Origin of the sequence: Xenorhabdus koppenhoeferi, from assembly GCF_900116635.1 — a bacterium.
Classification (GTDB): Bacteria; Pseudomonadota; Gammaproteobacteria; order Enterobacterales; family Enterobacteriaceae; genus Xenorhabdus; species Xenorhabdus koppenhoeferi.
In genome coordinates, this window is sequence record NZ_FPBJ01000086.1 from 1 (window position 1) to 1,390 (window position 1,390).

General features: G+C 53.9%; 2 protein-coding genes. Both read left to right on the forward strand.

The genetic code is table 11. From position 1 onward, the window contains the following. The first annotated feature begins 67 nt into the window (after positions 1 to 67). Positions 68 to 1,237: an IS701 family transposase gene (locus BM329_RS14200; RefSeq protein ID WP_092554465.1), complete on the forward strand. Its 1,170-nt coding sequence runs from the start codon at positions 68 to 70 to the stop codon at positions 1,235 to 1,237. 13 nt (positions 1,238 to 1,250) lie between these two features. Then, positions 1,251 to 1,388, forward strand: coding sequence for a hypothetical protein (locus BM329_RS14880; protein WP_218153295.1), 138 nt, complete (start codon positions 1,251 to 1,253; stop codon positions 1,386 to 1,388). Positions 1,389 to 1,390: the final 2 nt, after the last annotated feature.

Consider the following 1,390-nt stretch of genomic DNA (forward strand, 5'->3'; position numbering starts at 1 on the left):
TACTACAGCCGTAATCCATATTGTGCCATGATGGGGCTCTTCTTCCTTAAATAAAAGGCGGTGTCACATGTCATCCCCTGCCAAAATCTGGGAACAGGCGCTACAGGCATTACATGCCCGTCTGGCTCCCTTATTTCACTCTACCGGCCCACGACAACGCAGCCTCGCCTATCTTCGGGGATTGCTCAGTGATGTTGAACGTAAAAATAGCTGGCAACTGGCTGAATGGATGGGGGAACGTTCCCCCGATGGCATTCAATATTTGCTGGAACGCGCTGATTGGGATGTCGAGATGGCCCGCGATATCCTGCGGGATTATGTCACTGAACATTTGGGCGATGAACAGGGGATTCTCATCCTTGATGAAACCGGTTTTATCAAAAAAGGGACCCATTCTGCCGGGGTACAGCGTCAGTATAGTGGGACCGCCGGACGGGTAGAAAACAGCCAGATAGGCGTATTTCTGTGTTACGCTGGCAATGGCGGGCATGCCTTTATTGACCGGGCCTTATACTTGCCTCGCCAATGGATCGATGACCGTGCCCGCTGTGAAGCTGCGGGTATCCCGGCCAGTGTCACGTTCGCAACGAAACCCCAGTTAGCCCGGCAGATGCTGGAACGAACATGGGATGCCGGCGTGCCCTGTCGCTGGGTGACCGCGGATGAAGTGTATGGCCGTGACCGTCGTCTGAGGGTCTGGCTGGAGTCCCGATACCAGCCCTTCGTGTTAGCCATTCCCTGCAATACCCCCTTATGGTGGCGAGGGCCAGAGTATATGCGTGCTGACAGGATTGCCGATACGTTGACTGCCGCTGACTGGAAAACACGGTCAGCGGGAACGGGAACAAAAGGTGAGCGTGAGTATGACTGGGCTGTCGTGCCGTTATGGCGTTTACAGCTCAGTGAAGAGGACCGGCGTTATGGTCATTATTTGTTGATTCGGCGCAGCCGGGATAGCAGACAGGAACGGGCTTACTATGTGGTGTATGCCCTGCGAGAACAGGCGGATATTAATACGCTGGTTCAGGTAGCGGGTTGTCGCTGGGAAATCGAAAGTGGCTTTGAGGAAACCAAAGGGGAATGTGGTCTGGATCACTACGAAGTGCGGCGATGGCAGAGTTGGCACCGGCATATTACCTTGTCGCTACTGGCTCATGCAGTCCTCGCGGTTCTGCGAGTACAGGAGAAAAAAAACACCGGTAGGTCGGGTTCCGCTCAGTGTAGCGGAACTGCGTAAGCTGCTGTCAAGATTGATGGAAAAAACGGGAAACACCGTCGAGCAGGTTTTACATTGGTCAGACTGGCGACGACGGCATCAATACCGGGCACAACAATGTCATTATCGTCGCCGGGAAGATCATCGGCTTACAGAACAATTACGGCTGTAGTA

What these genes read in the sequence shown, in the direction of transcription:
- BM329_RS14200 (WP_092554465.1), top strand. Translation starts at nt 68, where the DNA reads ATGTCATCCCCTGCCAAAATCTGGGAACAGGCGCTACAGGCATTACAT.